Genomic DNA, 25,829 nt, shown 5'->3' on the forward strand with positions numbered 1-25,829 from the left:
TATGTCCTTGCGTGCTTTAGCGACAGTCGTGGTGACGACGGTGATGATGCTTCCCCACGCGTGGGCCGATACGGCGTGGGAAAGCTATAAATCGCGTTTTATGATGCCGGACGGACGCATTATTGATACCGGCAACGGCAACGTCTCCCATACCGAAGGGCAAGGTTTTGCCATGCTGTTAGCGGTGGCTAATAACGATCGCCCCGCCTTTGACAAGCTATGGCAGTGGACCGATAAAACCCTACGTAACAAAGATAACGGGTTGTTTTACTGGCGCTATAACCCGGTGGCGCCCAATCCGGTGGCGGACAAAAACGATGCCACCGATGGTGATACCCTGATTGCCTGGGCGCTGCTGCGCGCGCAGCAGCAGTGGCATGAAAAATCCTACGGCAGCGCGTCGGATGCGATAACCGCTTCGCTCCTGAAGTCTACGGTGGTCACGTTTGCCGGTCGTCAGGTGATGCTTCCGGGCGCAAAGGGATTCTATCTCAACGACCACCTGAATCTTAACCCCTCCTACTTTATCTTTCCGGCGTGGCAGGCCTTCGCCGCGCGTACGCATCTAACCGCCTGGAGAAAGCTGCAGAGCGATGGCCAGGCGCTGCTGGGAAACATGGCGTGGGGGAAATCGCAGCTTCCCAGCGACTGGGTGGCCTTAAGAGCGGACGGTAAGATGGAGCCGGCAAAAGAGTGGCCGACGCGAATGAGCTTCGATGCGATCCGTATTCCGCTGTATGTCTACTGGAGTGACTCGAAAAGCAGCCTGCTGACGCCGTGGAAAAACTGGTTCCAGCGCTATCCGCGTCCGCAGACGCCGGCGTGGATAAACGTGAATACCGATGAAGTGGCGCCGTGGTTTATGACCGGCGGGCTGCTGGCGGTACGCGATTTAACCCTTGGCGAAGCGCAGGCCGATCCGCAGATTACGCCCCAGGACGACTATTACTCCGCCAGCCTGAAGCTGCTGGTATGGCTGGCAAATAAAGACCAGGCGTAAACTATGGAATGCGCCTCGAATAACGCAGTCGAGCCGGGTGCTGAAATCTGAAGGGCGCCGTAGAATCGTCGGCAAGCCGGGCTTGCCCGGTGAGGCGCAATGTTGCGGGGGCTTGAACCCCGGCGGCAGAGATGAATTGGTTGCTGGAAAGAGAAAACCCCCGCACGTTGTTTGGTATCAACCTGGCAACGTATCGGGGGCTACTCTCAAACCTGAACAATTTGAGGATAGCCGCGAACGGTTGCCATTGCAACAAGGCGGCTGTATGACGCTCGCTCAGTTGGGCCTGGTGCTGTGGGACGATCTGGCGGCTCCGGTGATTGCTGGCATTCTGGTCAGCATTATCGTGAGCCGGATGGATAACCGGAAGTAGCCGGGCGGTGGGTATCTGCCTGCCTTAGTGGCAGCATGCGCCCGAACGGGGCCGCAGGGGTAACAACCTGCGGCCTTTTTCGTTGTATTGCTGCAACAAAAAAGTTTCCTGGAATGCGTCTCGCACCGCGCGTAATGGCGGAGTGCGGGTACCCGATCGGGCCAGTAGAATCGTCAGCAAGCCGGGCTCGCCCGGTGAGGCGCAATGTTGCGGGGGCTTGAACCCCGGCGGCATAGAGAGATGGTTGCTGGAAAGAGAAAACCCCCGCACGTTGTTGGTATAAACCTGGCAACGTATCGGGGGCTAACCTCGCATCTAGACCATTCGAGGATAGCCGCGAACGGTTGCCATTGCAACAAGGCGGCTGTATGACGCTCGCTCAGTTGGGCCTGGTGCTGTGGGACGATCTGGCGGCTCCGGTGATTGCTGGCATTCTGGTCAGCATTATCGTGAGCCGGATGGATAACCGGAAGTAGCCGGCCGGTGGGTATCTGCCTGCCTTAGTGGCAGCATGCGCCCGAACGGGGCCGCAGGGGTAACAACCTGCGGCCTTTTTCGTTGTATTGCTGCAACAAAAAAGTTTCCTGGAATGCGTCTCGCACCGCGCGTAATGGCGGAGTGCGGGTACCCGATCGGGCCAGTAGAATCGTCAGCAAGCCGGGCTCGCCCGGTGAGGCGCAATGTTGCGGGGGCTTGAACCCCGGCGGCATCGATGGATGGGTTGCTGGAAAGAGAAATCCCCCGCACGTTGTTTGGTATCAACCTGGCAACGTATCGGGGGCTAATCTCGAACCTCAACAATTCGAGAATAGCCGCGAACGGTTGCCATTGCAACAAGGCGGCTGTATGACGCTCGCTCAGTTGGGCCTGGTGCTGTGGGACGATCTGGCGGCTCCGGTGATTGCTGGCATTCTGGTTAGCATTATCGTGAGCCGGATGGATAACCGGAAGTAGCCGGCCGGTGGGTATCTGCCTGCCTTAGTGGCAGCATGCACCCGAACGGGGCCGCAGGGGTAACATCCTGCGGCCTTTTTCGTTTATTGCGGATAAGGGACCCAACTGCCGCCGTTCAGCTGAACATACGGTTTCCCCTGGTATTGAATGACGATGGCGTTGGAGTTTTCCGACACCGCCGCGCTCTGCGGCAGGTTGGCAATATACTGCTGCCAGTTGATGTCGTTTTCGTCAAACATCTTGCCGTCGAGGGCGCGGACCACCAGCTCAGAAATCGCCAGGTAGCTGCTTGGCTGGTTGATGATAATCGGCGCATCGGGGTGTCTTGCCTTAATGCCGAAAAATTTCACCGCCGCCGGTACGTTAGTAATGGATGGGCTGGGAATATCGCGCAGGCCGGAAACCTGCATTTTGTCGCCTTTCAATGCCGCACCGTGTTCCGGTACGACGATGACCAGCACCTTACGCCCCGATCTCTCCAGTTCGGTGAAGAAATTATCCAGCTCATCGAAGAACTTCTGCGCACGGGCTTTATAGTCCGCGGTTTTGCTCTGGCCCGGATAGTGGTTACCGTCATGCAGCGGCAGCGTGTTGTAGAAGGTCGCCGTGCGCGGCGTATTCAGCTTATCCAGCGACTGCAGCCAGCGGTTCAGCGTCGCCTGGTCGTCATAGACCGGAGAGCCGTCAAAGCCCTGCAGAATGACCGGCAGGCCGCTTTGATCCATCAGCGGGCTCTGGATCCCGCCCAGCGAGCGAAGCTCCTTCAGGAAGTCGCCGAAGATACCGTTGTGGCCGAGCATCAGCTGCTGGGTGAAGCCCAGCTTCGCCAGGTTTTCAAACAGATAGCATTCGCTGCCCGATGGCTGATAAAGGTTCGCATGAGAGAGCTGGCCGCAGCTGGCGCGCAGCAGACGCGCCGCCGCCGGCCCGCTGTAAGAGGTCGCCGAGTTAAAGTTTTTGAACAGCAGGTCGAAATGCTTCCACAGCGGATGATCCATCAGCCCGGCCGCTTCAATATCCGACCATGAGAGCGAGCAGATGTTGATTATCAGCACATCAAACGGCTGGGCATCGGCCGGAAGCGCATCCGGGAAAGTGGTTTTACGTTTTTGCTCAGAAGCGTAAAAGGCATTCAGCCAGTTGGTGAGATTGGCCGACGTCGGCGGCTCGGTCTGCGGCGGAATATCGTTATTCGCCGGCGCAGTATTGGTCGCGATGGCCGTTCCGCCAGCCGTATTAACGGCGGTGTTCGCCGCCGCGGTCGTCGGCTGACCTGCCGGCCAAAGGCTGAAAGAGGGCAGCAGCGGACTGACCACCAGCCAGACCACGATCGCCGAGACGAAAACCGTCACTCGTAGCCACTGGCTGATAAACAGCCACAGGACCAGCAGCACGAAGAACGCGCCGACCATATTCCAGTTAATAAAGCGGGTCACCAGATCCCAGATATAGTCGGCGCTGAAGCCGGCAATCTGCGAGCCCTGGCTGGCAATGCTTTCCGGGCCGGGCAGCCAGGTGTCGTGCCAGAACAACATAAAACCCAGCGGGATCGCTATCCAGTGGCGGATACGGTGCAGCTTATACTGCGGAATTGGCACCAGCAGGAAGGCCAGAAACACCAGGTTTAACATGGGATGAAAATTGAGGTATCCGCCCCATAGCAATGCGAACTTCACCAGAAAGTAGAAGTTCCAGCCAGATAAGCCTCGCCAGTACCGCCAGAGCGGAAGCGACGCGGTGGGTGTTTTGGGTTTGGTCATTTCGTTGATTTGCCTTGCCTGGATGTCGCTTCCCGGCGCAGCACGCCAGCCGGTTTGACATAACGGGGTTTAAAGAACATCAGTCTTAATGTGGTGCGAATACGCCGCTGGTAGTGGCGCGTCAGGTATCCCAGCGGGAAGAACAGCAGGGCGCACAGGACGACCAGCTGAATAATATCGGCGATAGACATCATAAGGTTGGCTCCCCATCAATGGACAGACGGTGCGCCTCGGGGTTGCGCCGCCAGCTTCGCCCGTCATGGGTGGCGTTGATGGTTTCATTTTTGCCAAGCGAAATGGGCAGCGGCGTGTTCCAGTTCTCCGGCAGAATCCCGCGCATCTGCATGATTTCAGCCGTTATTTGCTTATCTTCAAACCAAATCATGCGGTTAGAAAAAATATCGCCGGTTGGTAAAGGGAAAATATGGTTTAACGCGGTATCCAGGTCGTTCACCCGGCAAAATGACAGAAACAGCACCAGGCGGTTGTTGCCGATGGTCATAATGTCGCCCATACGGTTGGGCTTACACAGCGTCAGCGCCTGCTCTACGCGCAGGCCGGGCGCCGGGCGCAGCGCCACCATTACGCCTTTGCCATCGGCGGGCAGCATGGTGTTGGCCATAATATTGTGCACCGCTTCGCAGAAGTCCCCCCATTTCTGGTAGCCGCGCAGTTTTAGCGGCTGGCTCCAGGTCAGCAGAGTATTAAAATCTTCCGGGATATGGCGAGTAAACTGCTGTTTTTGAACGCTTTCTATAAGCGTGAGGCAGCGGGATAACGGCGCGCCGCTGGGAATAACCATATTGGCGCCGCTGCTCAGCAGCAGGCGTTCATCGGTGGCGCGCAGGCTCGGCGTTTGCTCGCGGACGACGATTTTTAACGCGCTGCCGCGCTGGCGGCGCAGGGTATGGATATAGCGTCCCAGCTGTTCAATCTGTTCGTTCTGGGTAATGGAGAAGATCAGCGTTGCCGCCTGCGCCATCCTCCCGGCGTTGAAAACGGCGTCGTTGGTATCGAACAGCGTCCAGTATTCGGATAGCGCGGGGGCACCTTCCAGTACGCGCAGATTGCTAAGAATGACTTTTTCGTCGCTGCGCGGTTGCACCACCGTTTCTTCATCCTGTGCCAGCCGCCAGCCGTTTTCATCCTGAAGAACAATGAGCTGCTGCCGGGCGCTGATGCCTTTTTCACTCCCCCACCAGGCGATATCGAACAGGTGGTTATCCCCCTGGTAACGAATACTTGCCAGGCCGGAAAGCGAACGGTACTCGCGTAATAAAGGGGAGAGTTGCTTATCGATATCGTGCCCGGAATTAAGTACTAGTAATGAACAACGATGATAATTAGTCCATCGATACGATTTCTCAACCCAATTGCATAAATCATCGCTTTTTATATTCTGCCAGGCATTTTCAGCGCATAGCAGAATAAACAAATAATTGCCAGGTTCGAGGGAACAAACTAAATCGCGGTGCATTTCTTGCAGCCCCTCAGCACGGTTCGGCATGCTAAATAACGCCACCTTTTCTGGCCCGCAATTTTTCTCTAGTTCAATGATTTTATTTGGGTTATCACCCATGACTATCGCCGCAACCTGGCTCTGTTTATCCTGGGCCGCCAGCGTATGGTTGAGCAGGCTTACCGCGTCGGCATAGCGGTCGACATTCAGCCACCATACTCCACCCACGGGCATATGGCGTACTTCGTCCCATAATGATGAAATACCCAAAGAATATACGATATCCACGGCGTCCCTCGTGAGACTTGATTTACACTTGATTAGTTTACTAGCGAAAGCGTCAGAGTAAACCTAACATTGAAATTAAAGGACATCAGTTTTAGCATGTAAACATATTTTAAGGATGATCTTACGCCTCTCGGTTTAATTTATTGTATTTTCCAACGGACAGAGAAATGCCAGCAAAAGAGCCTGCTGTACCCACCGATGCGACTTTGGGCTACACGTTTCAAAATGATTTCCTGGCGTTAAGCCGGGCATTTTCCCTGCCTGATATTCACTACCACGATATTTCCCGACGCGAGCAGTTAACCGCGGCGCTAAAACGCTGGCCATTACTGGCTGAATTAGCAGAGAAAAAGTAAGGAAGCCGTCGATGGCGATTCTGGGATTACAGGGCGTGCGCGGCGGTACCGGCACCACGTCGATTACCGCTGCGCTGGCCTGGGCGCTGCAATTACTCGGTGAAACCGTACTGGTGGTGGACGCCAGCCCGGACAACATGTTGCGCTTTTTTTTCAACGTCGATTTCAGCCACAAAGCGGGCTGGGCGCGCGCCACGATCGACGGCAGCGACTGGCGCGACGCCGGTCTGCGCTACACCTCGCATATCGATCTTTTGCCCTTTGGGCAGCTGACGCCGGGCGAGCGCGCGAACATTGACCAGCTTCAGCCGACGCTGGTGCCGATGGCCGGGATGGTGCAGAAGCTTCATCAGCAGGGCGATCACCGCTGGCTGCTGATTGACCTGCCGGACGGTTACTCGCCGCTGACCCGCTCCCTCATTGACGTCTGCGACCGCACGCTGGTCATCGTGCATCCGGACGGCAACAGCCATATTCGCCTGCATCAGCAGGCGCTGCCGGTCAATAGCGATATTTTGATTAACGATCTGCGCGTCGGCAGCCAGCTGCAGGAGGATTTGTATCAGCTGTGGCTGGAGAGCCAGCGCCGCATTCTGCCGGTGACTATCCATCGTGATGAGGCGATGGCGGAGTGTCTGGCGGCGAAGCAGCCGCTCGGCGAGTACCGGCAGGACTCTCTGGCGGCGGAGGAGATACTGACGCTGGCCAACTGGTGTCTGCTGCACTACGCCGGGAAGGGGGCGGAATGATTCGCCTGAGCACCTTACTGCTGGCGCCGCCGGTCGGGAAACGGCTGAACGAGCGCTATCGCGACTATCGCCAGCACGGCGCGTCGTGGCTGTCGGCCGCGCTGGGCTGCCTGTGGGCATCTCTGGCATGGGCGTTTATGCCGCTGGAAACGCCGCGCTGGCAGGCTATTCGCGAACGTCACGGCGAGTTTTTCCCGCATATTAATCCGCATCGGCCGCGCCCGCTGGACCCGATTCGCTACCTGCTGCAGTGCGTGTGGCTGCTGGCGACGCGGGTGCCGGAGCCGGATAAAAAGATCAACTGGCGTTCGCTGGCGGCGCTGGAAGGCGTCCAGGGGCGCTATGCCCAGTGGCTGGAAAAGCTGCCGGAAAAGGTTAACGCCCGCACCGGTCACCTGGATAAGCATAAAGAGCTGGCTCACCTGTCGCCAAAGCTGCGGCGGTTTATTCTGGGCACGATAACCTTTTTCTCGCTAATCCTCGCGCTGCTCTGTATTACCCAGCCGTTTAACCCGCTCTCGCAGTTTATTTTCCTGCTGCTGCTGTGGGGCGTGGCGCTGCTGGTGCGCCGCATTCCGGGACGCTTTTCGGCCCTGATGCTGATTGTGCTGTCGCTGACCGTCTCCTGCCGCTACATCTGGTGGCGCTACACCTCGACGCTCAACTGGGATGATCCCGTGAGCCTCGTGTGCGGGATAATTCTGCTGTTCGCCGAAACCTACGCCTGGGTGGTGCTGGTGCTGGGGTATTTCCAGGTCGTCTGGCCGCTGAACCGTCAGCCGGTCCCGCTGCCGGAGGATATGGCGCAGTGGCCGACGGTCGATATTTTCGTGCCGACCTACAACGAAGACCTCAACGTGGTGAAAAACACCATTTACGCTTCCCAGGGGATCGACTGGCCGAAGGACAAGCTCAATATCTGGATCCTCGACGACGGCGGGCGCGAAGAGTTCCGCCAGTTCGCCAAAGACGTCGGGGTGCACTACATCGCCCGCACCACCCACGAACACGCGAAAGCCGGGAATATCAACAACGCCCTGAAGTACGCCAAGGGCGAGTTCGTGTCGATTTTTGACTGCGACCACGTGCCGACCCGCTCGTTCCTGCAGATGACCATGGGCTGGTTCCTGAAAGAGAAAGAGTTGGCGATGATGCAGACGCCGCACCACTTCTTCTCCCCGGACCCGTTTGAGCGCAACCTGGGACGATTCCGCAAAACGCCGAACGAAGGCACGCTGTTTTATGGCCTGGTGCAGGACGGGAACGACATGTGGGACGCGACCTTCTTCTGCGGCTCCTGCGCGGTGATCCGCCGCGGCCCGCTGGATGAAATCGGCGGCATTGCCGTGGAAACGGTGACTGAAGACGCCCACACTTCTCTGCGCCTGCACCGTCGCGGGCACACTTCAGCCTACATGCGTATCCCGCAGGCGGCCGGTCTGGCGACGGAGAGCCTGTCGGCGCATATTGGCCAGCGCATCCGCTGGGCCCGCGGGATGGTACAAATTTTCCGCCTTGATAACCCCTTGTTTGGCAAAGGGCTGAAGCTGGCGCAGCGCATCTGCTACGTCAACGCGATGCTGCACTTTCTGTCCGGTATTCCGCGGCTGATCTTCCTGACCGCGCCGCTGGCGTTTCTGCTGCTGCACGCCTATATCATCTATGCGCCAGCGCTGATGATCGCCCTGTTCGTGCTACCGCATATGATTCACGCCAGCCTGACCAACTCGAAGATTCAGGGCAAATACCGCCACTCTTTCTGGAGCGAGATCTATGAAACGGTGCTGGCGTGGTATATCGCGCCGCCGACCTTTGTCGCGTTGATTAACCCGCATAAGGGCAAATTCAACGTGACGGCAAAAGGCGGACTGGTGGAGGACGAGTACGTCGACTGGGTGATCTCTCGTCCCTATATCTACCTCGTGCTGCTGAATCTGGTCGGCGTCGGGGTGGGGATCTGGCGCTTTATGTACGGCCCGGAAAACGAAATTCTGACCGTCTGGGTGAGCATTATCTGGGTGTTCTATAACCTGATTATTCTCGGCGGCGCGGTGGCGGTCTCGGTTGAAAGCAAGCAGGTGCGGCGATCGCACCGCGTGGAGATGTCGATGCCGGCGGCGATTGCCCGCGATGACGGGCACCTGTTCTCCTGTACCGTCCATGATTACTCAGACGGGGGCCTTGGGGTCAAGATTCACGGCGAGGCGCAGGTGCTGGAAAGCCAGCACGTCAAGCTGTTGCTGAAACGCGGGCAGCAGGAGTACGCCTTCCCGGTGCGGGTCGCGCGGGTCAACGGCAGCGAGGTCGGGCTACAGCTGCTGCCGTTAAGCAATCAACAGCATATTGATTTTGTACAGTGTACGTTTGCCCGCGCAGATACGTGGGCGCTTTGGCAGGATAGCTTCCCGGAAGATAAGCCGATGGAAAGCCTGCTGGATATCCTGAAGCTGGGGTTCCGTGGATATCGTCACCTGGCGGAGTTTTCTCCGCCGTCGGTGAAGGTTATTTTCCGCTCGCTCACCATGCTGGTGGCCTGGTTTGTCTCGTTTATTCCGCGCCGTCCGGAACGCGCAGCGGCGACACTCTCGGCAGAACCGGCGATGGCTCAACAATGATGATAATGCGATGAACAGAAAACTCTCTTTGATTTGTGCAGTAGCGGTGGGTATTAGCGGATGGTCTCCCTTCGCTTCGTATGCGGAACCGACGGCGGCGGCGACTCAGGCCGCGCCGACGACGACGGTGCCCGGTATCGCTGGTACGGTGGCGGACAGCCAGCCCACGGCGACGCTTGCCGATCCGGCAGCGCCGGTGGTGGTGCTGGATAACGCTCCGACCCGCGACGTGAAGCTGACCTTCGCCAAAATCGCCCCGCCTCCGGGCAGCATGGTGCTGCGCGGCGCGCGCCCTGAGGGGTCGGTAGAGTTCGGTATGCGCAGCGATGAAGTGGTGGCAAAAGCGCTGCTGAATCTCGACTACACGCCCTCTCCGTCGCTGCTGCCGGTGCAGTCGCAGCTGAAGGTGTATCTTAACGATGAGCTGATGGGCGTGCTGCCGGTCACCAAAGAGCAGTTGGGTAAAAAAGTCAGCGCGCAGATCCCTATCGATCCGCTCTATATCACCGACTTTAACCGCGTGCGCCTTGAGTTTGTCGGCCACTATCGCGATGTCTGTGAAAACCCGGCCAGCAGCACCTTGTGGCTGGACGTCGGTCGCGAAAGCTATCTGGATTTAACCTACCAGTCGCTGAACGTGCGCAACGATCTTTCGCATTTCCCGATACCGTTCTACGATTCGCGCGATAACCGCCAGCTGACGCTACCGATGGTCTTCGCCTCCGCGCCGGGTGTCCTGCAGCAGCAGGCAGCGGCCATCGTCGCCTCCTGGTTCGGCAGCAAGGCGGGCTGGCGCGGCCAGCAGTTCCCGGTGCAGTTCAACGCGCTGCCGGACCGTAACGCCATTGTGTTTGCGACCAACGATAAGCGCCCTGACTTCCTGCGCGAGCATCCGCCGGTTAAGGCGCCGACGATTGAAATGATCGACCACCCGGATAATCCGTACGTCAAGCTGCTGGTGGTCTTCGGGCGGGATGACAACGACCTGCTGCAGGCAGCGAAGGGGATAGCCCAGGGCAATATTCTGTTCCGCGGCAGCAGCGTGACGGTTGACGATGTCAAACAGCTGCAGGCGCGTAAACCCTACGATGCGCCGAACTGGGTGCGTACCGATCGGGCGGTGACCTTTGCCGAGCTGAAAACCTACGAACAGCAGCTGCAATCCAGCGGCCTGGTGCCGGACTCCATCAACGTAGCGCTGAACCTGCCGCCGGACCTCTACCTGCTGCGCGCCAACGGCATCGATATGAACCTGAACTATCGCTACACCATGCCGCCTATCAAGGACAGCTCGCGCATGGATATCAGCCTGAACGATCGGTTCTTACAGTCCTTCAGCCTCAACAGCTCGCAGGATGTGAATAAGCTGATACTACGCCTGCCGGTGCTGCAGGGGCTGCTGGACGGCAAAACGGAAGTGACGATCCCGGCATTGCGCCTCGGCGCCATGAATCAGCTGCGCTTTGACTTTCAGTATATGAACCCGATGCCGGGCGGTTCTATCGATAACTGTATTACCTTCCAGCCGGTGCAGAACCACGTGGTGATAGGCGACGACTCGACCATCGATTTCTCGAAGTACTATCACTTTATGGCGATGCCGGATCTGCGCGTATTTGCTAACGCGGGCTTCCCGTACAGCCGGATGGCCGATCTCGCCGATACCCTGGTCGTGGTGCCCAAATCGCCGACCGAGGGCCAGGTTGCCACGCTGTTGGAGACGGCCGGCGGCATTGGCGCGCAAACCGGCCTGGCGGCCATTAACCTGCGCATGACCGACGACGGCAGCCAGATTAAGGACAAAGACGCCGATCTGCTGCTGATTGGCTCCATTCCGCAGGCGCTGAAGGACGATACGAAAATCAACCTGCTGGTTGAAGCGACCAAAAGCTGGGTGAAAACGCCGATGCGCCACTACGATCTGGCCAGCATCTATCCAGATACCGAGGCCAGAACGCCGAATACCCGCACCGACGTCACGTCGACCGGGCCGATGGCGGCGATTATTGGCTTCCAGTCGCCGTACAACGATCAGCGCAGCGTCGTGGCGCTGCTGGCCGACAGCCCGCGCGGCAACGAACTGCTGACTCAGGCGCTTAACGACAGCGGTAAACGCGCGGCGATGTTTGGTTCCGTTGCGGTGATTCGTGAGTCGGGCGTCAACAGCCTGAGGGTGGGCGATATTTACTATATCGGGCACCTGCCGTGGTTCGAACGTATCTGGTTTGCGCTCTCCAGCCATCCGGTGCTGCTGGCTATTCTGGCCGCGGTCAGCATCGTCCTGCTGGCATGGGTGCTATGGCGCATGCTGCGTATTATCAGCCGTCGCCGCCTCGACCTTGATGATGAGTAATTGATGATGAACGCGGTGCGCGGTGTGGTGTTATCGGTATTGATGCTGGCGGCGGCGCAGGTGAGCGCCGCCTGCCAGTGGCCGGCCTGGGAGCAGTTTAAAAAAGAGTACGTCAGCGCCGAAGGGCGAATTATCGACCCCAGCGATGCGCGAAAAATCACCACCTCGGAAGGGCAAAGCTACGGGCTGTTCTTTGCTCTGGCGGCTAACGATCGCGACGGCTTCCGCAAGCTGTTCGAGTGGACGCAAAACAACCTTGCCGAGGGCGATTTGCGCGCGCATCTCCCGGGCTGGCTGTGGGGGAAAAAGAGCGATGACGAGTGGACGGTGCTGGACAACAATTCAGCCTCGGACTCCGATTTGTGGATAGCCTGGGCGCTGCTGGAGGCCGGACGTCTGTGGGACACGCCTCAGTACACCGAGGTAGGCAAGGCGCTGCTGGCGCGCATTGCCGACGAAGAGGTCGCCACCGTACCGGGGCTGGGGCCGATGATTCTGCCGGGGAGAGTCGGCTTCGTCGATGACCGCGGCTGGCGTTTTAATCCCAGCTATCTGCCGCCGCAGCTGGCGACCTACTTTGCCGCGTTTGGCGCTCCCTGGCCGAAGATACGCGACGGCAATCTGCGTCTGCTGCTGGAAACCGCGCCGAAAGGTTTTTCGCCTGACTGGGTGCGTTACGAAAAAAGCAAAGGCTGGCAGCTGAAAGCGGATAAACCCATTATCGGCAGCTATGACGCCATTCGCGTCTATCTGTGGGCCGGTATGCTCGATGACGGCGATAAGCAAAAAGCTCGCCTGCTGGCGCGTTTTAAACCGATGGCGACCCGGACAATTGACCAGGGCGTGCCGCCGGAAAAAACCAACATCGCGACCGGTAAAACTACCGGCAACGGTCCGGTTGGCTTCTCCGCTGCGCTACTGCCTTTCTTGCAGAAGGAAGATGCACGCGCCATTCAGCGCCAGCGCGTCGCCGATAACTATCCCGGCGCGGATGCTTACTACAGCGCGGTCCTGACCCTTTTCGGCCAGGGATGGGATCAACACCGTTTTCGCTTCACCGCCGGTGGCGAATTACGGCCTGACTGGAACCAGGAATGCACAAGTTCTCACTAAGCTTATTCACCCTCTCCTTAGGCGTCGCGCTGATGCCGCTGGCGCACGCCGCGACTACGCCTGTTCAGGAACATCTACTGGAGCAGGTCCGCCTCGGCGAGGCCAGCAAACGTGAGGATTTGGTGCGCCAGTCGCTCTATCGCCTGGAATTGATCGACCCGAATAACCCGGACGTTGTTGCCGCGCGGATGCGCTATCTTCTCCGCCAGGGCGATACCGCCGGCGCGAAGCAGCAGCTGGAGCGTCTGGCGAAGCTGGCGCCGGAATCGCCCGAGCTGAAAGCCTCGCGTGACGAAATGAAAAGCAGCACCGGCGATGGTCGCCAGGAGCTGCAGCAGGCTCGTCTGCTGGGCGTGGCCGGGAAGGTTGATGAGGCCATCGCCGCTTACGAGAAGCTGTTTAACGGCGTTCCTGATGATGATGACGCGGCGATTGAGTACTGGACGCTGGTGGCGCGGCTGCCCGCCCGTCATAACGAAGGCATCAATCAGCTGAAAAGACTCAACGCCCGCTTGCCGGGCAACGTCCCGCTGCAAACGGCGCTGGCGAAACAGATGTTTGGCGATAATAAGCCGGAAGAGGGATTTGCTTATCTGGAGCAGATGTCCCGCTCGGCGGCGGGACGCGGTATCGCGGCGGACATCTGGTTTAACGAAGTGAAAAGTATGCCGGTCAGCCGGGCCAGCGTGCAGGCGCTGCAGCGCTTTCTCATGCAGTTTCCCACCGGTTCCACCTCGGCGAATGCCCGCGTCCTGCTCGCTCAGCAGCAGACGCAGCTAAAAGACCCGACGTTCCGCGATCGCGCAGAGGGGCTGGCGGCGGTGAAGGCCGGGAAAGGTTCGGTGGCCGTGGCCGATTTGCAGCAGGCTGTGCGGGCGGATGCCAAAGACAGCGACGCGGTTGGCGCATTGGGGCAGGCGTACTCCCAGCGCGGCGATCGGGCGCGGGCGGTTGCCCAGTTGAGTAAAGCCATCAAAATGGACCCGGATAGCCCGAGCCGCGATAAGTGGGACAGCCTGCTCAAGACTAACCGCTACTGGCTGCTGATTAAGCAGGGCGATAGCGCCCTCAAAAGCGGCCAGCTGGCGCAGGCGCAAAATCATTACGCCCAGGCGCAGCGCATAGACAATACCGACAGCTATGCGGTGCTGGGGCTGGGGGACGTGGCGGCGGCGCGTAAAGAAAACGCGGCGGCGGAGCGCTACTACCAGCGCGCGCTGAGAATGGATCGCGGCAACAGCCTGGCGGTGCGCGGTCTGGCGAATCTGTATCGCGCCGAATCGCCGGAAAAAGCCAGCGCGTACATCGCCAGCCTGTCGCCGGGCCAGCGGCGCAGCATTGATGATATCGAACGCAGCCTGACGAACGATCGGCTGGAGAAACAGGCCGAAGCGCTGGAGAGCCAGGGCAACTGGGCGCAGGCGGCGGAAGTGCAGCGCAGACGGCTGGCGCTGGATCCGGATAGCGTATGGATCGCCTACCGCCTGTCGCGGGATCTGGTCAGCGCGGGCAGCCGCAGCGAAGCCGATGCCATCATGCGCGCGATGGTCAACCGCCAGCCCGGCGATGCCGACCGGGTTTACGCCTACGGCCTCTATCTATCCGGGAATAATCAGGATGAGATGGCGCTGGCGCAGATTAACGCCCTGCCGCGCGGGCAGTGGACGGACAATATTCGCGAGCTGGAGGCGCGCCTGCAAAGCGATAACGTGTTGCGCCAGGCGAATCAGCTGCGCGATAGCGGCCAGGAAGCCCGGGCGATCGCCCTGATTAACCAGCAGCCGACGTCGGTGCGCTACGCGCTCACGCTGGCGGACTGGGCGCAGCAGCGCGGCGACAGCCAGACGGCGATTGCTGAATATCAGCGGGCGCTGGGGCAGCAGCCTGACAACGGCGATGCGCGTCTGGGCCTGGCGGAAGTGTATCTTGCCGATGGCGATAAAAACGCCGCCCGCGCCCAGGTGGCGCAGCTCAAGGGCGAAGACATCGATTCTATCAATATGCAGCGGCGTATCGCCCAGGCGCAGGCCGGGTTGGGTGATCGCGCTCAGGCGCAGCAAACCTTCGCCCGCATCGTTCCGCAGGCGAAAGCGCAGCCGCCGTCAATGGAAAGCGCGCTGGTGCTGCGCGACGCCGCGCGTTTCCAGGCGCAGAACGGCGAGCCGCAGCAGGCGCTGGAAGGCTATAAAGATGCAATGGTGGCCTCCGGCGTCGCCCGCGAGCGCCCGCAGGATAACGACACCTTTACGCGGCTGACGCGTAACGATAGCAGCGATGACTGGCTGAAGCGCGGGATCCGCAGCGACGCGGCGGATCTTTATCGTCAGCAGGATCTTAACGTCACCCTCGAACATGATTACTGGGGCTCCAGCGGTACCGGCGGCTATTCCGACCTGAAAGCCCATACCACGATGCTGCATGTGGATGCGCCGCTGGCCGACGGGCGAATGTTCTTCCGTACCGATCTGGTTAATATGGATGCCGGGAGTTTTTCGACGAACAGCGACGGCAGCTATTCGCCGAGCTGGGGCACCTGCGGTGAAATCGCCTGTAGCGGCGGCAGCAAACATCAGAGCGATAGCGGCGCCAGCGTCGCGGTGGGCTGGAAGAACGATACCTGGAGCGGCGATATCGGCACCACGCCGATGGGCTTTAACGTCGTTGATGTGGTGGGCGGCCTGAGCTACAGCAGCGACGTTGGCCCGCTGGGCTACACCGTGAACCTCCACAGACGCCCCATCTCCAGCTCGCTGCTGGCCTTTGGCGGGCAGAAGGATAACCCTAACGACGGCCATACCGGCAAGACCTGGGGCGGGGTGCGCGCCGACGGCGGCGGTCTGAGTCTGAGCTACGATAAAGGCGAGGCCAACGGCGTCTGGTCTTCGCTGGGCGTCGACCAGTTGACCGGGAAAAACGTCGCCGACAACTGGCGCGTGCGCTGGATGACCGGCTACTACTATAAAGTGGTTAACGAAGATAACCGCCGGGTCACCGTCGGCCTGAACAATATGCTCTGGCACTATGATAAGGATCTCAGCGGCTATACGCTGGGTCAGGTCGGTTACTACAGTCCGCAGGAATATGTCTCCTTCTCGGTGCCGGTCACCTGGCGTCAGCGGACGGCGAACTGGTCATGGGAGCTGGGGGGCTCGGTGTCGTGGTCCCACTCGCGCACCAAAACCGAGGCGCGCTATCCGCTGCTCAATTTGATTCCTTCGCAGTATCGTCATGATGCCAGCCAGCTCACGGAAGAAGGCAGCAGCAGTTCTGGCGTCGGCTATACCGCACGGGCGCTGATTGAACGACGGGTGACCAGCAACTGGTTTGTCGGGGCGGCGGTGGATATCCAGCAGGCGAAGGATTACACCCCGAGCCATGCGCTGCTGTACGTTCGCTATTCGGCTTCCGGCTGGCAGGGCGATATGGATATGCCGCCGCAGCCGTTGGTTCCTTATGCCGACTGGTAGCAGATTAGGCTGAATTATGCGACAGGGCGCCACTCCACGGCGCTCTTCGCGTATACTCGTTGCCTCCGGCCAGGCAGCCCGATTTCCCCTCCGGTGGCGCGGAAGCTGCATAGCGCGCTGCATCCCGGAGGCGGCGCCAGGGGCGCCTTGTCCGGGCTACCGGCCCGATGGTGGTTGTGAGCGTGTAGCCCGGGTAAGGCGTCAGCCGCCACCCGGGAATGTTCCCCGGTCGCGCTGTGCTTACCGGGGCTACCGGCCGCGCCGCCTGCGGGTTTTGTAGCCCGGACAGGCGCATTGCGCCGCCTCCGGGAAAGCGTCCCGATGGCGGCTGTGAACGTGTAGGCCGGGCAATTTTGTAGCCCGGGTAAGGCGTCAGCCGCCACCCGGGAATGTTCCCCGGTCGCGCTGTGCTTACCGGGGCTACCGGCCCGCGCCGCCTGCGGATTTTGTAGCCCGGACAGGCGCATTGCGCCGCCTCCGGGAAAGCGTCCCGATGGCGGCTGTGAACGTGTAGGCCGGGCAATTTCGTAGCCCGGGTAAGGCGTCAGCCGCCACCCGGGAATATTCCCCGGTCGCGCTATGCTTACCGGGGCTACAGGTCGGTGCTGCCTGCGGGTTTTGTAGCCCGGACAGGCGCATTGCGCCGCCTCCGGGAAAGCGGCCTGATGGCATTGCTTCGCGCCTTGCGGGCGTGAGCGAACAATTTGAGTATATAATCAGCCTGATAACGATCGGTGAGAGGGACCTATACCCGATATGCGTTCAGTTTCAGTGGAGAACCCCGTTGCGCGTCAGCCGTTCACTTACAATTAAACAGATGGCGATGGTCGCGAGCGTGTCCATGGCGTTTGTACTGGTCTTCTGTTCTATTCTGCTGTTCCACTTTGTTCAGCAGAGTCGTTTTACCACGGCCACGCAGTTAGAAAGCATCGCGCGTTCCGTTCGCGAACCGCTGTCAGCGGCTATCCTGAAAGCCGATATCCCTGAGGCGGAAGCCATTCTGAGCCGTATTCAACCCGCAGGCATCGTCAGCCGGGCGGATGTTGTCCTGCCCAATCAGTTCCAGGCGCTGCGGATGCGCTTTATCCCCGAGCGCCCGGTACCGGTAACCATCACCCGTATGTTTGAACTGCCGGTACAGATTTCGCTGCCTATCTACTCCCTTGAACGGCCCGCTAATCCACAGCCGCTGGCCTATCTGGTGCTCCAGGCCGACTCATACCGCATGTATAAATTCGTCATGAGCGCGCTGGCGACGTTAGTGACCGCTTACTTGCTTCTGGTGCTGATGCTGACGGTGGCGATCACCTGGTGCATCAACCGTCTGATGGTACGACCGCTGCGTAAAATCGCCCGTGAGCTAAACGATGTCCCGCAGCACGAGCGTTTGGGCCATCAGCTCACGCTGCCGCGTCTCCATCATGACGATGAAATCGGCATGCTGGTGCGCAGCTACAACCGTAATCAGCAGACGCTGCTGCGCCTGCACGACGAACTCTCTTTGCAATCGACCCGTTTTCCGGTATCCGAGCTGCCGAACAAAGCCTTTCTAATGGCCATGCTGGAGCAAACCGTCGCGCGCCCGCAGGCCTCGGCGCTGCTGATTATCGCCTGCGAAACGCTACAGGATACCGCTGGCGTACTGAAAGAGACGCAGCGTGAAATGCTGCTGCTAACCCTGGTTGAAAAGCTGCGGGCGATTATTCCGGCGCAGATGGTGCTGGCTCAGGTGAGCGGCTACGACTTCGCGATTCTGGCCCACGGCATTGACGAACCCTGGCAGGCGGTGACGTTAAGTAAGCAAGTACTCACTGTCTTAAATGAACGTTTGCCGCTGCACGGCATCCAGCTGCGCCCCTGCGCCAGCGTCGGTATCGCGATGTTTAACGGCGAAATTAACGCCGAACAGCTCTACCGTCGGGCGTTTTCCGCCGCCGTAACCGCGCGTCGTAAAGGGAAAAACCAGATTGAGTTCTTCGATCCGCAGCAGATGGAAAAAGCGCAGCGCCGCTTAATGGAAGAGCACGATATTCTGACGGCGCTTGATAACCAGCAGTTTGCCATCTGGCTGCAGCCGCAGGTGGATACCCACAGCGGCGAGGTGTGCGGTGCGGAAGTGCTGCTGCGTCAGCGTCAGGCGGACGGCAGCTGGTCGCTGCCGGGCGATCTGATTGAGCGTATCGAAGCCTGCGGGCTGATGGTGCCGGTCGGCTACTGGGTGATGGAAGAGGCCTGCCGGCAGCTTGCCGCCTGGCAAAATCAGGGGATCATGTTGCCGCTGTCGGTCAACGTGTCGTTGCTGCAACTGCTGCATCACGATCGCGGCGAGGAGATGCTGGCGCTGCTGGCGCGCTATCGTATCGCGCCGGGGACGCTGGTACTGGAAGTCACTGAAAGCCGTCGGATAGACGACCCGCAGGCGATTATTTCCCTGCTGCGTCCGCTGCGTGAAGCGGGCGTGCGGATTGCCCTCGATGACTTTGGTATGGGCTACGCGGGCTTGCGCCAGCTGCAGCATATTAAATCGCTGCCGGTAGACATCCTGAAAATCGATAAAGTCTTTATCGATATGCTGCCCGATGACATCAGCATGGTGCCCGCGATTATCCAGTTGGCGCGGGGGCTGAATCTGCACATTGTCGCGGAGGGCGTCGAAACCGATACCCAGTATCGCTGGCTGCAGGAGGCGGGCGTCGAGACGGTGCAAGGGTATCTTTTTGGCTGCGCCATGCCGCCTGAGGCTTTTATGGCCCGTTTTTTACCCGGTGATGTTGAGGATGCAAGTTTGTAACAACATTGTTAGCTTATGCGAGTCAGTTCAAATAAATTAACAATTGCATTGCAATTTCATCACTCGTTATTTCTGAAATGTTTCATGGGTGTTATTTTTAAGCCACGGACGCAATACCCCCTCAAGGTCTGTGGTTATCTCCAAAGGACACCCTATGAAAATCTCTTTCTTTAAAAGCCTCTATGTCCAGGTTCTCTCGGCCATAGCGATCGGTATTCTGCTGGGCCATTTTTACCCGGAACTGGGTGCGCAGATGAAACCCCTCGGCGATGCCTTCGTTAAGCTGATTAAAATGATTATTGCCCCGGTTATCTTCTGTACCGTCGTGACGGGGATTGCCGGGATGGAGAGCATGAAAGCCGTCGGCCGCACCGGGGCGGTGGCGCTGCTCTACTTTGAAATCGTGAGCACTATTGCGCTGATCATCGGCCTGATCATTGTAAACGTGGTGCAGCCCGGCGCGGGAATGAACGTTGACCCGGCGACCCTCGACGCGAAGGCCGTGGCGGTTTACGCCGAACAGGCGAAAGATCAGGGCATCGTAGCGTTCCTGCTCGATATTATCCCCGGCAGCGTGATTGGCGCTTTTGCCAGCGGTAACATTCTGCAGGTGCTGATGTTTGCGGTGCTGTTTGGTTTCGCGCTGCATCGCCTCGGCAGCAAAGGCCAGCTGATTTTTAACGTTATCGAAAGCTTCTCGCAGGTGATCTTCGGCATCATCAATATGATCATGCGCCTGGCGCCGATTGGCGCGTTCGGGGCCATGGCCTTTACCATTGGGAAATACGGCGTCGGTACGCTGGTGCAGCTTGGCCAACTGATCGTCTGCTTCTACATCACCTGCATCCTGTTTGTGGTGGTGGTGCTGGGGTCGATCGCCAAAGCCACCGGCTTCAGCATCTTTAAATTTATCCGCTATATCCGCGAAGAGCTGCTGATTGTCCTGGGGACCTCTTCGTCCGAGTCGGCGCTGCCGCGTATGCTCGATAAGATGGAGAAGCTGGGCTGCCGGAAGTCGGTGGTGGGGCTGGTGATCCCGACGGGGTACTCCTTTAACCTCGATGGCACCTCAATATACCTGACGATGGCGGCGGTGTTTATCGCCCAGGCGACGAACAGCCATATGGATATTTTCCATCAGATCACCTTGCTGGTGGTGCTGCTGCTCTCCTCAAAAGGCGCGGCGGGGGTGACGGGCAGCGGCTTTATCGTCCTTGCGGCGACGATTTCCGCCGTCGGGCACCTGCCGGTTGCCGGTCTGGCGCTCATTCTTGGCATCGACCGCTTTATGTCCGAGGCGCGCGCGCTGACCAACCTGGTGGGTAACGGCGTCGCGACCATCGTTGTCGCTAAATGGGTCAAAGAGCTGGACGCGAAACAGCTGGATGATGTGCTGAACAACCGTACTCCGGTAAGCAAATCGCACGAATTATCCTCATAAATCCATCTGTTAGGCCCGTTGTCCCTTGCTGGACTACGGGCTCCTGCGCATAATTAGGGGTCACTGTCGCTTGCGCGGCGGTGACCCTTATGTTTATTTCACGTCAACATGCGACATTTTCATCTCCGTGTGGTCTAACCGACGTACTTAACTCACCATATTTTTTCGGCGGCCCTCCCGTGGGCCGCTGTTGTAACCAGGATTGTTCATCAGGGGTTCACATGCAGGGCACAAAAATTCGACTCTTAACCGGTGGTTTGCTGATGATGGCGACGGTCGGCTATGTGCAGGCAGAAGCGCTCCAGCCGGACCCGGCCTGGCAACAGGGGACACTGGCGAATGGATTTCAGTGGCAGGTTTTAGCCACCCCGCAGCGTCCCAGCGATCGTATCGAAGTTCGCCTGTCCGTGAATATTGGCTCGCTGAGCGAAAGCACTCAGCAGAGCGGCTTTAGCCACTTTATCCCGCGCCTCGCGCTGACGCAAAACGGTGGCCTCCCGACCATGCAGGCCCGTTCGCTATGGCAGCAGAGTATTGACCCGAAGCGTCCTCTGCCGCCCGCCATCGTCTCTTATGACTACAGTTTGTTTAACCTGAGCATACCGAATAACCGTAACGACCTGCTGAAAGAGGCGCTGAGCTGGCTGGCCAGCGCCAGCGGTAAAATGTCGATCTCCCCGGAAACCGTCAACCACGCGCTGCAGGGCGAAGACATGGTGGCGACCTGGCCTGCGGATACCAAAGAAGGCTGGTGGCGCTATCGGCTGAAAGGCTCCACCATGCTGGGGCACGATCCGGCGGCGCCGCTGAAGCAGCCGGTGGATATTGCTCAGCTAAAAGAGTATTACCACAAGTGGTACACCCCGGATGCCATGACCCTGATTGTGGTCGGCAACGTGGATAGCCGCAGCGTCGCGGAACAAATCAACAAAACTTTCGGCGGCCTGAAGGGCAAGCGCGAAACGCCGGTGGCGGTTCCTACGCTGTCGCCGCTGCCGACGACGCCGGTCAGCATCATGACCGATGCGGTGCGCCAGGATAAGCTGTCGCTGATGTGGGATGCGCCGTGGCAGCCGATCCGCGACTCGGTCGCGCTGCAGCGCTACTGGCGCGACGATCTTGCCCGGGAAGCGCTGTTCTGGCACGTACAGCAGAATCTGAGCAAAAGTAATATCAAGGATATCGGCCTTGGCTTTGACTGCCGCGTGCTCTACCAGCGCGCCCAGTGCGCGATCAATATCGAATCGCCGGGCGAGCGCCTGAACGCCAACTTAACGACCGTGGCGCGCGAGCTGGCGAAAGTCCGCGATCGCGGCCTGCCGCAGGAGGAGTTTGACGCCCTGATCGCGCAGAAAAACCTCGAACTGCAGAAGCTGTTTGCCACCTATGCGCGCACCGATACGTACATCCTGATTAGCCAGCGGATGCGTTCGTTGCAAAATCAGGTGGTGGATATCGCGCCCGAGCAGTATCAGAAACTGCGCCAGGAGTTTCTCAATTCGCTGACGGTCGACATGCTGAATCAGTACCTGCGTCAGCAGCTGTCGCAGGATATGGCGCTGGTGTTGCAGCAGCCGCAGGGCGAGCCGGAATACAACATGAAGGAACTGCAGGCGACGTGGGAAAAGCTGATGGTGCCCGCGCCAGCGGCCGCAGCGGCGTCGAGCGCCGCCGGTGATGTTGTGGAAGGGCGTAACGAAGCGACGGATATCCCGCCAGCACAGTAAAGCAAAACCGGATAGCGTGGCTATCCGGTGAGGTTTATGGCTAATCTGTTTTACGTATTGCTGGATTGGCCCGGTGATTTTCCCGGAGGCGGCGCTGGGGCGCCTTATCCGGTCTAATGCCAGCGCCAGACAGTAGCCCGGCTAAGCGCAGCGCAAGCCGGGATTCTCGCAGGCGGGCCTAACGCAATCGAAAATTACTGCGGCATCGCCTCGCGCGGGATAATCGCGCCGCGATACTGGATCACCGTGCTGGCGGTCAGGTGTCCGCGTTTTGCCGCAGATTCGGCGTCGCCGCCGGTCAGGCGTACGGCCAGGTAGCCGGCGCTGAACGAATCGCCTGCCGCCGTGGTATCAACCACTTTCTCTTTCGGCAGCTTAACGGCCGGGACTTCCCGCAGCGGCTGGCCGGCAATCGCCACCAGGCAGGAGTCTGCGCCGCGCTTAACCACCACTTCTTCAACGCCGGCGGCGTGGGTGCGGGCAATCACTTCCGCAACCGGCTTCTCGCCCCACAGCGCGTCTTCGTCATCGAGGGTCAGGAATGCGATGTCGGTGCAGGCCAGCATCTGCTGATAAACCCGCTGCGTCTCCTCTTTGCTGCTCCACAGGCGCGGACGATAGTTATTATCAAAGATAACCTTGCCGCCGTTCGCCCGGCATTCCCGCAGCAGGGTCAGCAGCTTCTCGCGGCTGGTCGGGCTGAGGATCGCCAGGCTGATCCCGCTAAGATACAGATAATCAAAGGTCGCCAGCTCTTCGCAGATGGTCGCAGACTGCTCGCTCTCCAGCCAGAACTTCGCCGCGGCTTCGTTGCGCCAGTAGTAAAAGGTGCGCTCGCCGCTCTCGTCGGTTTCGATGTAGTAGAGGCCCGGTAAACGGTCGGCCATGCGCTGAATCAGGTCAGTCTGAACGTTCTCGCGCTGCCAGGATTCGAGCATCTGCTGGCTGAAGGTGTCCGTGCCCAGGGCGGTAACGTAGTGCACGCCCAGCGCGCTGGCGTCGGTCTGGCGAGCGATGTAGACGGAAGTGTTTAAGGTGTCGCCGCCAAAGCCGCGATTAACCGCTGCGCCTTTCTCTGACAGCTCAATCATGCATTCGCCAATGACGGCAATTTTCTTCGACATAGTGATGACCTGAAATTAAATCAATATTAACCCTAGTGTGCGCTGGGGCGCTTTGATGGTCAATGATATTAAAACAACGTTCCATTATTTTTTTGACCTGACGCGGATTATGTGACGAAAACCTCATTCGGCGGAGCAAATGGCGTTTCTCAACTATATTCAGGAGTGACGAGACGCAAAAGGAGTGCAGAAGGGATGAGCAGAACCCGAAAAACCGTGGCTATTATCCTGGGAACGATTGTCGTACTGATCGTTCTGTTTTTTATCGTGCTGGCGACCTTTGACTGGAACCGCCTGAAGCCGACGATCAACCAGAAAGTCTCTGCCGAGCTGAACCGCCCGTTCGCGATTCGCGGCGATCTGGGCGTCGTCTGGGAACGCCAGCCCGGCGAGAGCGGCTGGCGAAGCTGGATCCCCTGGCCGCACGTTCATGCCGAAGATATCGTCCTTGGCAACCCCCCTGATATCCCGCAGGTCACAATGGTCCACCTGCCGCGCGTTGAGGCGACTCTCGCCCCGCTGGCGCTGCTCAGCAAAACGGTCTATCTGCCGTGGATTAAGCTTGAACAGCCCGACGCGCGGCTGATCCGACTGTCGGAGAAGACCAACAACTGGACTTTCGACCTGGCTTCGGCGGGGTCGTCGGAGAAAGATGCGGCGCCTTCCAGCTGGTCTTTCCGCCTCGACAATATTCTTTTCGATCGCGGCAAGATTGCCGTTGATGACAAAGTGTCGCGCGCTGACGTGACGATCGTGGTTGATCCGCTCGGTAAGCCGCTGGCGTTCAGTGAAGTGACCGGCGAGAAGGGGAAAGGGCAGCCGCAGAAAGTGGGCGATTACGTCTTCGGCCTGCAGGCGAAAGGGAGCTACAACGGACAGCCGCTCTCCGGTAGCGGCAAAATCGGCGGCATGCTGGCGCTGCGCAGCGAAGGGACGCCGTTCCCCCTGCAGGGGGATTTTCGTTCCGGCAATACCCGAGTCGCGTTTACCGGCACGGTCAGCGATCCGCTTAACCTCGGCGGCGTCGATCTGCGGCTGAAGTTTTCCGGGGACTCGCTGGGCGATCTCTATGACCTGACCGGCGTGCTGCTGCCGGATACGCCGGCCTTTTCGACCGACGGGCATCTGCGGGCCACCTTCAAGGAGAAAAACGGTTCACGCTTCGCCTATCAGGATTTTAATGGCCGCATCGGCGAGAGCGATATCCACGGCTCGCTGACCTACACCACCGGTAAACCCCGGCCTAAGCTGGAGGGCGACCTTGAGTCCAGACAGCTAAGGCTGGCGGATCTGGGGCCGCTGATTGGCGTCGACTCCGGCGGTAAAGGCAGCCAGACCGAACGGCGCAAAGGCGAAGCCTCCCCGCAGCCGGCCGGAAAAGTGTTGCCGTATGACCGCTTTGAAACCGATAAGTGGCAGGTGATGGATGCCGATGTGCGCTTTAAAGGACGGCGCATTGAGCACGGCGGCACGCTCCCCATCAGCGACCTCTCCACCCACGTGATCCTCGAACGGGGCGACCTGCGCCTGCAGCCGCTGCGTCTGGGGCTGGCCAACGGCACGATTGCCGGCAGCATTCATCTTGAAGGGGATAAAAAACCGCTGCAGGGGACGGCGAACCTGCAGGCGCGCCGCCTGAAGCTGAAAGCGCTGATGCCAAACGTGGAGATGATGCAGAAAACCCTCGGCGAAATGAACGGCGATGTGCAGCTTCGCGGCACCGGCAACTCCGTCGCCGCGCTGCTGGGCAACAGTAACGGTAACCTGAAGCTGCTGATGAACGACGGTTTAATTAGCCGCAACCTGATGGAGATCCTCGGTCTGAACGTCGGTAACTTTATCATCGGGCAGATCTTTGGCGATGATGAGGTGCGGGTGAACTGCGCGGCGGCCAATATCGACGTGGTCAACGGCGTCGCCCGGCCGCAGGTGTTTGCCTTTGATACGGAAAACGCGTTGATCAACGTCACCGGTACCGCCAGCTTTGCCTCAGAGCAGCTGGACCTCACTATCGATCCGGAAAGCAAAGGCTTTCGCATTATCACCCTGCGTTCACCGCTCTACGTGCGCGGCTCCTTTAAGTCGCCGAATGCGGGCGTGAAGGCGGGGCCGCTGATTGCCCGCGGCGCGGTAGCGGCAGCGCTGGCGACCCTGGTGACGCCGGCCGCCGCGCTGCTGGCGCTGATCTCACCCGCCGAAGGCGAGGCGAACCAGTGTCGGGCAATTCTGTCGCAGATGAAAAAATAGTCGGCAAGGAGA

Annotated in this window: 18 protein-coding genes; 14 read left to right on the forward strand and 4 right to left on the reverse strand. The window is 59.3% G+C overall.

The window, feature by feature from the left end; translation table 11 throughout:
* The first annotated feature begins 1 nt into the window (after position 1).
* The 4 genes from JLG71_RS01145 to JLG71_RS01160 all read left to right on the forward strand — a co-directional run bounded on the left by JLG71_RS01145 (position 2) and on the right by JLG71_RS01160 (position 2,327).
* Positions 2–1,000: a glycosyl hydrolase family 8 gene (locus tag JLG71_RS01145; protein ID WP_025106802.1), complete on the forward strand. Its 999-nt coding sequence runs from the start codon at positions 2–4 to the stop codon at positions 998–1,000.
* A 265-nt stretch (positions 1,001–1,265) separates the two neighbouring features.
* Entirely contained in the window at positions 1,266–1,373 is a 108-nt protein-coding gene (locus tag JLG71_RS01150) for a type I toxin-antitoxin system toxin Ldr family protein (protein WP_004855299.1), read from the forward strand.
* Positions 1,374–1,741: 368 nt separating this feature from the next.
* Positions 1,742–1,849, forward strand: a complete 108-nt coding sequence (locus tag JLG71_RS01155; protein ID WP_004855299.1) for a type I toxin-antitoxin system toxin Ldr family protein — start codon at positions 1,742–1,744, stop codon at positions 1,847–1,849.
* Positions 1,850–2,219: 370 nt separating this feature from the next.
* Positions 2,220–2,327 carry a type I toxin-antitoxin system toxin Ldr family protein gene (locus JLG71_RS01160; RefSeq protein WP_004855299.1) on the forward strand — a complete coding sequence of 36 codons (108 nt, stop codon included), beginning with the start codon at positions 2,220–2,222 and terminating at the stop codon, positions 2,325–2,327.
* Between the two features lie 83 nt (positions 2,328–2,410).
* Here JLG71_RS01160 and bcsG read toward each other — a convergent pair whose 3' ends face one another.
* From bcsG to bcsE, 3 genes are read right to left on the reverse strand one after another with little or no spacing between them, the layout of a single operon-like run.
* Complete coding sequence (bcsG, locus tag JLG71_RS01165) at positions 2,411–4,087, reverse strand: cellulose biosynthesis protein BcsG (RefSeq protein WP_025106803.1); 1,677 nt, start codon at positions 4,085–4,087, stop codon at positions 2,411–2,413.
* Positions 4,084–4,281 carry a cellulose biosynthesis protein BcsF gene (gene bcsF, locus JLG71_RS01170; protein ID WP_014227175.1) on the reverse strand — a complete coding sequence of 66 codons (198 nt, stop codon included), beginning with the start codon at positions 4,279–4,281 and terminating at the stop codon, positions 4,084–4,086. Before bcsF ends, bcsG begins: the two co-directional genes overlap by 4 nt.
* A complete protein-coding gene (bcsE, locus tag JLG71_RS01175) occupies positions 4,278–5,834 on the reverse strand; it encodes a cellulose biosynthesis protein BcsE (protein ID WP_025106804.1) in 1,557 nt (518 codons plus the stop codon). The genes bcsF and bcsE overlap by 4 nt, the downstream gene beginning before the upstream one ends.
* A gap of 167 nt (positions 5,835–6,001) precedes the next feature.
* On the opposite strand from bcsE, the gene bcsR reads away from it, so the two are divergent.
* The 9 genes from bcsR to JLG71_RS01220 all read left to right on the forward strand — a co-directional run bounded on the left by bcsR (position 6,002) and on the right by JLG71_RS01220 (position 22,446).
* A complete protein-coding gene (gene bcsR / locus JLG71_RS01180; protein WP_004855289.1) occupies positions 6,002–6,190 on the forward strand; it encodes a cellulose biosynthesis protein BcsR in 189 nt (62 codons plus the stop codon).
* An 11-nt stretch (positions 6,191–6,201) separates the two neighbouring features.
* Entirely contained in the window at positions 6,202–6,939 is a 738-nt protein-coding gene (gene bcsQ, locus JLG71_RS01185) for a cellulose biosynthesis protein BcsQ (RefSeq protein WP_049083602.1), read from the forward strand.
* Positions 6,936–9,554: a UDP-forming cellulose synthase catalytic subunit gene (gene bcsA / locus JLG71_RS01190; RefSeq protein WP_025106806.1), complete on the forward strand. Its 2,619-nt coding sequence runs from the start codon at positions 6,936–6,938 to the stop codon at positions 9,552–9,554. The genes bcsQ and bcsA overlap by 4 nt, the downstream gene beginning before the upstream one ends.
* Positions 9,555–9,564: 10 nt before the next feature.
* Complete coding sequence (bcsB, locus tag JLG71_RS01195; protein WP_049070380.1) at positions 9,565–11,907, forward strand: cellulose biosynthesis cyclic di-GMP-binding regulatory protein BcsB; 2,343 nt, start codon at positions 9,565–9,567, stop codon at positions 11,905–11,907.
* Between the two features lie 3 nt (positions 11,908–11,910).
* The gene (gene bcsZ / locus JLG71_RS01200) at positions 11,911–13,020 is read left to right on the forward strand and encodes a cellulose synthase complex periplasmic endoglucanase BcsZ (RefSeq protein WP_181919023.1); all 1,110 of its coding nucleotides are present in this window, start codon (positions 11,911–11,913) and stop codon (positions 13,018–13,020) included.
* Positions 13,002–16,487 carry a cellulose synthase complex outer membrane protein BcsC gene (bcsC, locus tag JLG71_RS01205; protein ID WP_200913941.1) on the forward strand — a complete coding sequence of 1,162 codons (3,486 nt, stop codon included), beginning with the start codon at positions 13,002–13,004 and terminating at the stop codon, positions 16,485–16,487. Before bcsZ ends, bcsC begins: the two co-directional genes overlap by 19 nt.
* 784 nt (positions 16,488–17,271) lie before the next feature.
* Positions 17,272–19,278 carry a biofilm formation regulator HmsP gene (hmsP, locus tag JLG71_RS01210; protein ID WP_025106810.1) on the forward strand — a complete coding sequence of 669 codons (2,007 nt, stop codon included), beginning with the start codon at positions 17,272–17,274 and terminating at the stop codon, positions 19,276–19,278.
* 154 nt (positions 19,279–19,432) lie between these two features.
* Positions 19,433–20,719 carry a C4-dicarboxylate transporter DctC gene (gene dctA / locus JLG71_RS01215; protein ID WP_014227166.1) on the forward strand — a complete coding sequence of 429 codons (1,287 nt, stop codon included), beginning with the start codon at positions 19,433–19,435 and terminating at the stop codon, positions 20,717–20,719.
* A gap of 221 nt (positions 20,720–20,940) precedes the next feature.
* Positions 20,941–22,446, forward strand: a complete 1,506-nt coding sequence (locus tag JLG71_RS01220; RefSeq protein WP_049071605.1) for a M16 family metallopeptidase — start codon at positions 20,941–20,943, stop codon at positions 22,444–22,446.
* Between the two features lie 194 nt (positions 22,447–22,640).
* Here JLG71_RS01220 and JLG71_RS01225 read toward each other — a convergent pair whose 3' ends face one another.
* Positions 22,641–23,570: a 2-dehydro-3-deoxygluconokinase gene (locus tag JLG71_RS01225; protein ID WP_116280828.1), complete on the reverse strand. Its 930-nt coding sequence runs from the start codon at positions 23,568–23,570 to the stop codon at positions 22,641–22,643.
* Between the two features lie 195 nt (positions 23,571–23,765).
* On the opposite strand from JLG71_RS01225, the gene JLG71_RS01230 reads away from it, so the two are divergent.
* Positions 23,766–25,817 (forward strand): AsmA family protein, encoded by a 2,052-nt coding sequence (locus tag JLG71_RS01230; RefSeq protein ID WP_116280829.1) that lies wholly within the window; start codon positions 23,766–23,768, stop codon positions 25,815–25,817.
* Positions 25,818–25,829 lie beyond the last annotated feature (12 nt).

Source organism: Klebsiella michiganensis (assembly GCF_015139575.1).
Taxonomy (GTDB): domain Bacteria; phylum Pseudomonadota; class Gammaproteobacteria; order Enterobacterales; family Enterobacteriaceae; genus Klebsiella; species Klebsiella michiganensis.